General features: G+C 40.1%; 5 protein-coding genes. 4 read left to right on the forward strand and 1 reads right to left on the reverse strand.

The window, feature by feature from the left end; all coding sequences use genetic code 11:
• Positions 1-8: 8 nt before the first annotated feature.
• The 4 genes from WBJ10_RS13025 (at position 9) to WBJ10_RS13040 (ending at position 7,751) form a co-directional block, all read left to right on the forward strand.
• On the forward strand, positions 9-3,317 hold the full coding sequence (locus tag WBJ10_RS13025) for a UvrD-helicase domain-containing protein (RefSeq protein ID WP_424290973.1): 3,309 nt from the start codon (positions 9-11) through the stop codon (positions 3,315-3,317).
• Positions 3,317-6,193 carry a PD-(D/E)XK nuclease family protein gene (locus WBJ10_RS13030; protein WP_424290975.1) on the forward strand — a complete coding sequence of 959 codons (2,877 nt, stop codon included), beginning with the start codon at positions 3,317-3,319 and terminating at the stop codon, positions 6,191-6,193. The genes WBJ10_RS13025 and WBJ10_RS13030 overlap by 1 nt, the downstream gene beginning before the upstream one ends.
• Before the next feature lie 134 nt (positions 6,194-6,327).
• On the forward strand, positions 6,328-6,681 hold the full coding sequence (locus tag WBJ10_RS13035; RefSeq protein WP_424290977.1) for a four helix bundle protein: 354 nt from the start codon (positions 6,328-6,330) through the stop codon (positions 6,679-6,681).
• An 80-nt stretch (positions 6,682-6,761) separates the two neighbouring features.
• On the forward strand, positions 6,762-7,751 hold the full coding sequence (locus WBJ10_RS13040; protein ID WP_424290979.1) for a pyruvate dehydrogenase complex E1 component subunit beta: 990 nt from the start codon (positions 6,762-6,764) through the stop codon (positions 7,749-7,751).
• 50 nt (positions 7,752-7,801) lie between these two features.
• Here WBJ10_RS13040 and WBJ10_RS13045 read toward each other — a convergent pair whose 3' ends face one another.
• On the reverse strand, positions 7,802-8,275 hold the full coding sequence (locus WBJ10_RS13045) for an Lrp/AsnC ligand binding domain-containing protein (protein WP_424290981.1): 474 nt from the start codon (positions 8,273-8,275) through the stop codon (positions 7,802-7,804).
• Positions 8,276-8,540: the final 265 nt, after the last annotated feature.

Raw genomic sequence — 8,540 nt, forward strand, 5'->3', positions numbered from 1 at the left:
AATAAATAATGGTCCGACACAAACCTCTTAAACTGATACGTGCATCGGCGGGTTCTGGTAAAACGTTTACTTTAACTGCTCATTATCTGTTGCTGCTCTTCAGCGGTGCGGGGAAGTATAAGGAAATTCTTGCGGTTACTTTTACGAACAAAGCCACTGCCGAAATGAAGGAGCGTATCCTGAGTTCTTTGGAAGAATTGGCGAAGACTGGATACCAAAAATCAAAGTTCGCCCCTATCCTCAGGGAACACTATCCTGAGTTTAGTGATATAGATATCAGGTTAAAGGCCTCCCAGATTTACAGTAGTATCCTACATGATTACAGTCGTTTTTCAATCAGTACAATTGATGGTTTTGTACAGCAGTTGATCAGAAGCTTTGCTTTTGAACTTAATCTGGATAGCGGGTATAAACTGGAGATGAACCAGGATAAAGTCAAGGATGAGCTGATTCGTGCATTAAATATCCATCTTGAAAATGATCCGGATCTCCTGGAATGGGTCACAAACCTGGCGATCGACCGCATCAGCGATGGAAAGGACTGGGATTATCAACGGGCTTTGAAAGACCTCGCCGATGAGATTTTTAAGGAAAGATATTATCCTTTTCAGGAAGCTATGCTTGCAATGGGGGATCAGCAGGGAACTGAATTCAATAGTCTTAGAGAAGTTGTCGGCGCAGGGATTAAAGAATTTAAGGATACTGTCATAGAAAGAACCAGTCGCATTCAGAGTCTTTTTGTTGAATCCTCGATACTGCCTGATGAACTTAATAACAAGTCAAAAAATCCGCTACTGAAGCTGCAAAAGATCCTGGATGAGGATTTTTCCCACATTGATTCACTGGGAAAACTAGTCGATGATTTTGATCAGTGGCCCCACGGATCTATAAAGGACAGGAGCGGGATACAAGCTTTATACGACAGCTTAAATCCGGAGCTTAAATCTTTAATCCAGGTTTATAACGAAGGGAGTGAGCGCTATGAAACCTATCTTGCTGTAAGCAAGAACAGTTCGTACCTCCGGCTGATGCAGGGTATGGCGGATCTTTTAAAAAATTATCGTTCCGAAAACCGCACCTTGCTAATCAGTGATGCCCAGCAGCTTTTAAAAGGTATAACCGGATCTGATATTGAAAATCCTTCATTTATTTGGGAAAAAACCGGGAATAAATACAAGCATTTTCTTTTCGACGAATTTCAGGATACAAGTACTTTCCAGTGGATGAATTTCCTTCCTTTAATTAAAAATGCAATTGCGGAAAGTGGAGGGGATAAATCAGATCATCTGGTGGTGGGTGATGTGAAGCAGTCGATTTACCGATGGAGAAACGGCGACTGGCGAATCCTTCATAGTAACCTACGAAATGACTTGCTGGTTGACAATGTTAGTGAAGAAAATCTGGAGTTTAATCGTAGAAGCTCGGAGAATATTATCCGCTTTAATAATTTTCTTTATACCCGGCTTCCGGGAATGTTGCAGCAAATAATAAACGGGGTTTTCGCTGAAGATGCGCGGGAACATTTGCACGAAGTTTGGGGAAGGGAAAACAATCTCTTGATTGAAAAGGCTTATGAAGGAAGCTTTCAAAATGTAACAGATACCACTTCCCCAGGAGGGAAAGTCGAGATAAAGTTCTTTTCTAAAGATGAAGAGTTTGAGGAGGAAGAGGATCAAACCATGGCCGCGGCTTATACCGTTACCAAGCTGGTTGAATTACTTCAAGCGGGCGTCGCCATGAAAGAAATCGGCATTCTTGTGAAAACCAATCGGGAAGCCGAGGAGATTTTGAGCTGTATGTTCATCAAGAGCAATCAGGATAAATTAAGTATAGCTGCCGGGAAAACCTTTCAGGTTATTTCTGGCGAAGCCTTGAAAATTGAAAATAATCCTGCAGTTCAACTATTGATTAGCACTTTTAGACTATTCTCCGTTCATGAGCGTGAAAATGGTATTTTCAAAACAGAATGTGCACGTCTCTGGCATCAGATAAGGAATAAGAATAGCGAATTAGTTGAATTAAAAGCTAGCGACTGGATTGAACTTTCAGCAAAGAACATTGTAGAACTTGGAAACATATTACCCCCAAGGCTATGCAGCGAGTTTCCATCATTTCGAGCTTTACCTGTTTCCGAGCTTACCGAAAAACTGATCAATATTTATGAGTTAGGAAAAGGCGATACTACAAGTCACATCCCTTTCTTACTTGCGTTCAGAGATCAGATAGCGTTGTTTTCTTCGGGTGGAGACCAAGGTATTGGGGCATTTTTAGAGTGGTGGGATACTGAAGGGTCATTTAAGGCTCTACCTTCGTCACTGAATCAGGATGCGGTTCAGGTTATGACGATTCACAAATCCAAGGGGCTTGAATTCAGAGCAGTAATCATTCCGTTTATCACCTGGAAGCTAAACACATCCGGCGGCTATATTAAAAAATTGTTGTGGGTTGACGCAGACGCTGCAGGTTTCGGAAAATTTAAACTGCTACCGGTGGACTATAATAAAATTCTGGCATCAACCTCGTTTGCGGAGAATTATTTTGAAGAAATGCTCCTCAATTACATGGACATTATCAATACTCTTTATGTGGCTACCACCCGGGCAAAGGACTATCTGTGTATGATTTGTCCAAAACTCGGCTCCAAGCCAAAGAAAGGGCCTATCAATGATATTCAAATTGTTTTATCTGACCTTTTGGCTTCTGCTGGCGACGGAGATCCAAGTTTTGTACAAGAAGATCAGACTTTTGTTTTTGGTGATGCCGTTGAATTACCTGCACAGATCGTTGAATTGGAAGACGCGCCTTTGGTTATTAGTAAATATCAAATTAACGAGTCACTGACAGAATGCTTCAAAAGGAATAATACAAATCAAGATACCTGGTTTAATGCAAAGCAGAGGAAGGGAGTTGTGTTGCATGAGCTTTTGGAAAACATTAATACTATTGATTCGCTCGATAAGCTTATCGCCGAAAAGGTGCAGGATGGCCTGATACGAGAGGCAGAGAAGGCTGAAATAAAAACTACAGTTATAGATGTGCTGATGCAGGCTGAAATAAATACATGGTTTAGGACTGCAAAAAACGTAATAAGTGAAAAGGATATAATATTAAGTAAAGGGGTAGTTAAACGACCCGACAAACTGTTTGTTTTTGAGGATTATGCTATCCTGCTCGATTTCAAGTTTGGCAATGAACAGAGTAAATATGTTGGTGATATTAGTTCTTATCGTGACAGCTTAATGGAAATGGGTGATTTTAAAGAAGTTCACGCATATCTGTGGTATGCACAAGAGCGGAAGCTTCAAAAAGTTGGTTAATGGCAGAGGATAAGTTTTTATATCGTGTTGCAGGCGACCTGCTTAAAAGTTTTGGAAGCGATCTTCAAAACGTGGCAATCGTTTTCAACAACAAACGCCCTCAGCTATTTTTAAAGAAGTATTTTTCCGAAATCAGCGGAAAGCCCATTTGGAGCCCCCACTTCTACACTATACAGCAGTTTTTTTCGGCTTCTACAAATCAGGTTTGTGCCTCCCAGCTGAAGCAGTTCTTTGTCCTGTTTACAGAATATAATATTCTGCTTAAATCAGAAGGCAAAGAACCTGTAAGCGCGGATGTTTTTTATCCTCTTGCAGAGATAATCGTATCTGATTTTTCTCAGATCGATTATTACCTGGCAGATCCTGCTAAAGTATTCAATTTGATTGGCAGCATCGCTGAATTGCAGCATCAGTTTCCCAATTTTGAGGAAGAACAGCTTGAATTTATGAAGTCTTTCTGGTCTTCTTTTTCAGGAGAAAAGCAAAGTAAGATCCAGGAAAAATTCATTGAGATGTGGCACAGGATGCCGCTCCTTTACAAAAACTTTCATGAAAAGCTGGCTTCACAAAACCTTGTGAGCAGTGCAAAAATGTATCGCAACCTGGCAGAAGGCAGTTCGGAAGTTCCGGAATTTTTGAATCAATTTTCTCATGTTGTGTTTGTTGGATTTAATGCACTTTCCAAAGCTGAGGAATTGTTGTTTAAAAAGTGGCAGGATGAGGGTCTCTGTTCTTTCTATTTTGATCTTGACGAGCATTATTTTGCGGACCCAAAGCAGGAAGCTGGTCATTTTATAAGAAGAAACATTACAACCGTTGGATTAGTAAACCAATTCGAAAACTCCTTAAGCAGGATAAATGATCCCTCTAAGGAATTTATAATTGTTCAGGCTTTAGGTAATGTTGCTCAGGGAAAACTCCTGGGTAATCTCTTTTCATCAAGGTCAGCGGAAGATGCGGACACGAAAGCAATAATACTGGCTGACGAGGCCTTGCTTCTGCCAGTATTACAAACAATTTCTGATGAGACTTTGAATGTGACAATGGGTTATCCGTTTGAGCAGTCGGCAGTGTTCGGCCTATGTGATTTATGGCTCGATATCCAGGAGGAAATTGCTTCAGGTGACCAGAACACAATTTCATATCACAAGGTGCTAACCTTTATTCTTAATCCCCTGATCAATATTGACAAAGATCAGAGAAGCCGCATTCACACAGAAATGGTGGATGGAAAAAAGGCAAGGTTTGATCTGGAGGAACTTCGCAGGCTTGGTAAAACTGGTGACTTGAGTTTTTCGCTGTACAAAAGTGCCTCAGACACTATTCGGAATTTTGGCAGTCTTTTACTCATATTATCAGCAGAGATTGAACAACTTCGTAAGCTGGATAGCCTCCTTATTGCCGAAGCTGTTAAAGCCCTGAATATGATGTCCGATAATTTTGAAGAACTCGAAAATGAGGCAGCTTCTGTGGAGATGGGGCCTAAATTTGTTTTCAGGACATTAAGAAGGGCTTTGGCAGGGTTGTCTGTACCATTCGATGGCGAGCCCTTATCTGGGCTGCAGGTTATGGGTTTATTAGAAAGCCGATGCCTTGATTTTGATGAACTGATAGTTTTGGGAATGAATGAAGGGGTATTGCCCAAAGTCAGCATCACCCCGTCTTTTATTCCTGATAATGTGAGAAGGGCATTTGGCCTTCCAGTACTTGAAAATCAGAATGCTATATTCTCCTATTTTTTCTACCGCCTGCTTCATTGTGCAAAGAAAGTTACTCTCGTTTATAATGGTATCACAGACGAGAAAAGCACTGGAGAGGAAAGCCGCTTTATCAAACAGCTTCAATTTGAGACCGATTGCCACTTTACTCAGCTTGTCCAGCAGAACCAGCCTGTAGATAATAACAGTGAACAAAAAATAATCGTTGAAAAAATTGGGATTGTTAAAGAGAGACTGGAAAAATTTCTCCTGAGAAACCCGGAAGAAAAGTATGAAAAGAAAATCTCAGCTACAGCATTTACTGATTATGTCAATTGTCCATTAAAATTTTTCTACAGCAGAATTGCAGGGTTAAAAGAGCCCAAAGATCTACCGGACCAGATCGGATCAAACCTCGTTGGAACGATGCTTCATACAGTAATGGAAAGTTTTTACAAAAGTTCAGTCGGCAGTGAGGTTACAGCTGAGTTTCTCAAATTCCAGGAAAAGAAATTGCCAGCGATGTGTGAGGAGGCTCTTGCAGTTGCTTTAAATAATGACCCAAAAAATGTCATTCGGAAACAGAATGCATTACAGCAGATTGTTTTAAAAGTTATTGAACAATATGCATTGCGGATCATACGGCATGATGAAAAGCTCGCCCCCTTTACGATCATAGAGCTGGAGAACAAAGAAAGTTATACCCCCTTATTCAAACTGGATATGGCTGGAAGTGGTAAAGAGGTGAGGTTATTTGGGATTATAGATAGAGTTGACTCACATAATGGAAAGGTCCGGATTGTGGACTATAAAACCGGGAAGGACCAGCTTAAGTATAATGATTTTGACAGTCTCTTTATGGAAGAAGGGAAAGGACAGAATAAGGCGCTTATACAAACACTTTTCTACACTTATGTCTATGAAAAGTCGAAAGCCGTTCAAAATGTTGAACCTCATCTTTACACTGTTAAAGACTTTAAAAGCGGAACCTTATTTAGCGAAAAAAAGAAGGGCGGATTAAAACTTTCAGACCAAAACCTGGACTATTTCAAAGAACAGTTCGAATTGAAACTTTCCGAAAAGCTAAACGAGCTGTTTGATTTGAGTATCCCTTTCCGGCAAACTACGAATCTGGAAACTTGTAAGTATTGTGCGTTTAGGAAGATTTGTCAGAGGTGACGAATTACGAATTACGAAAGTGGGTAATCAAGATAGTTTTAATACCGTAAACTTGATAGAAGTACCAAAACTTTCTTATTTAACAATGTATTGAAGGCATGATGGTAAGTTTGATTATACTTCCATGGTTGTAGATGGAACGGGATAACATTATTCAGGATAAATCATTTTCTTTCGCCATTAGGATTGTCGATGCTTATAAATTTCTTCAGAAAGAGAGACATGAGTTTATACTTTCGAAACAGCTTCTTCGCAGCGGAACTTCAATTGGCGCAAATGTCGAGCAAGCTATCGGCGCTCAGTCAAAAGCTGATTTTATATCAAAACTCTCAATCGCATATAAGGAAGCTCGGGAAACGAAGTATTGGTTGAAATTGCTTTTAGCTACTGGGTATCTTACTTTAGATATGAGTACCAGCTTGATCAACCATACCGAAGAGATATGCAAGATTATCGGCAGTATTCAATTGTCTGCCAAGCAATCCTGATTTTTACATTCGCTCTCGTAATTCGTAATTGATAATTCGTAATTGATAGGTATATTTGTTCCAAAATTTGAATTTTACAGATGAGAGAAATACAGTTCAGAGAAGCACTCCGTGAAGCATTAAATGAGGAAATGCGGAAAAACGACAAGATTTTTTTAATGGGTGAAGAAGTTGCTGAGTATAATGGTGCATATAAAGTAAGTCAGGGAATGCTTGATGAGTTTGGCGCTAAACGCGTTATTGATACTCCAATCGCCGAACTTGGCTTTGCAGGTATCGGAATCGGTGCTGCTATGAATGGATTGAATCCGATTATCGAATTCATGACTTTCAATTTCTCTCTTGTTGCAATTGATCAGGTTATCAACGCAGCTGCAAAAGTTCTCTCCATGAGCGGAGGACAATTTTCCTGCCCTATAGTTTTCCGTGGCCCAACCGGTAATGCAGGACAGCTTGGTGCACAGCATTCGCAGAATTTTGAGAACTGGTATGCTAACTGCCCAGGGCTGAAAGTAGTGGTTCCTTCTACACCATATGAAGCTAAGGGCTTGTTGAAACAAGCGATCATTGATCCAGATCCGGTTATTTTTATGGAATCCGAAGTGATGTACGGAGATAAAGGTGAAGTTCCTGAAGAAGAATATTATATCGAGATAGGTAAGGCTAACATAGTTAAAGAAGGGACAGATGTAACTATCGTCACTTTCGGAAAAATGCTCTCACGAGTGGTAATGCCAGCTGTTGAAGAACTTACTAAAGAAGGCATCAACGCCGAAGTGATCGATCTTCGCACAGTTCGTCCAATTGACTACGATACTGTCATTGCTTCTGTTAAGAAGACTAATAGAATGGTATTCGTAGAGGAAGCATGGCCTTTAGGTTCAATTGCTACAGAAGTTGCGTTCAAAGTCCAAAAGGATGCTTTTGATTTCCTTGATGCGCCAGTTCTTCGGGTAGCGTGTGCTGATGTTCCTTTGCCTTACGCTCCAACCTTAATAAAAGAAGCACTTCCCAATGCGGAAAAAGTTATTGCTGCTGTTAAAAGCGTGATGTATTTAGAAACTAAATAGGAGTTAATAAGAATATAAAAAAGGCAACACCTAAAAAGTGTTGCCTTTTTTTATTCCAATGTGATCTGGCGTTTTATGCTTTCTTCAAGTGAAATAAAGGTTTCCGTGCGCTGTATCCCCTTTACCCCCTGAATGTCTTCATTAAGTACATGCCTTAAATGATTAGTATCCCTGCAAATGATTTTAGCAAACATGCTATATGATCCAGTGCAATAATGAAGCTCCACAATTTCTTTAATATTTCTTAGACTTTCCACCGCGTCCTTGTATTGCGAGCCCTTTTCCAGGAAAATTCCCAGAAACGCGCAGATATCGTATCCTATTTTTTGAGGGTCTATCATCAGATGAGATCCTTTTATTACCCCTATGTCCTGCATTTTTTTCATCCGTACATGGATAGTACCTCCCGAAACGATAAGCTTTTTCGCAATTTCGGTATAGGGGAGAGTAGCATCTTCCATAAGTACGGCAAGGATCTGCAAATCCAGATTATCAGGTTCGAAATTTTGGGGACGATTTTCCATTACTAATTATAAAACTTTTAATGTACGGCTAAATTAATTATTAAATCCATAAAAATACAACTAAATCATTAAAATATTTGCAAGGAATTGGCCATTACTTTACATTTGTATCAAGCAATCGGGAAATACTGAGCGCTTACACACTGTAGGGTGGTGAAATTTGGCAGACACACCTCCTCGTCTCGGTGGCGAAGATTTGGGAAATACCGTAAAAGGGAAATAACTGCTTCGTGAAGGTTCGACTCCTTCCCCTACAGCAAACCTT

Source organism: Daejeonella sp. (assembly GCF_049655485.1).
GTDB lineage: Bacteria > Bacteroidota > Bacteroidia > Sphingobacteriales > Sphingobacteriaceae > Daejeonella.

Coding starts and splice junctions, on each gene's coding strand:
- WBJ10_RS13025 (WP_424290973.1), top strand. CDS start 9: ATGGTCCGACACAAACCTCTTAAACTGATACGTGCATCGGCGGGTTCT.
- WBJ10_RS13030 (WP_424290975.1), top strand. CDS start 3,317: ATGGCAGAGGATAAGTTTTTATATCGTGTTGCAGGCGACCTGCTTAAA.
- WBJ10_RS13035 (WP_424290977.1), top strand. CDS start 6,328: ATGGAACGGGATAACATTATTCAGGATAAATCATTTTCTTTCGCCATT.
- WBJ10_RS13040 (WP_424290979.1), top strand. CDS start 6,762: ATGAGAGAAATACAGTTCAGAGAAGCACTCCGTGAAGCATTAAATGAG.
- WBJ10_RS13045 (WP_424290981.1), bottom strand. CDS start 8,275: ATGGAAAATCGTCCCCAAAATTTCGAACCTGATAATCTGGATTTGCAG.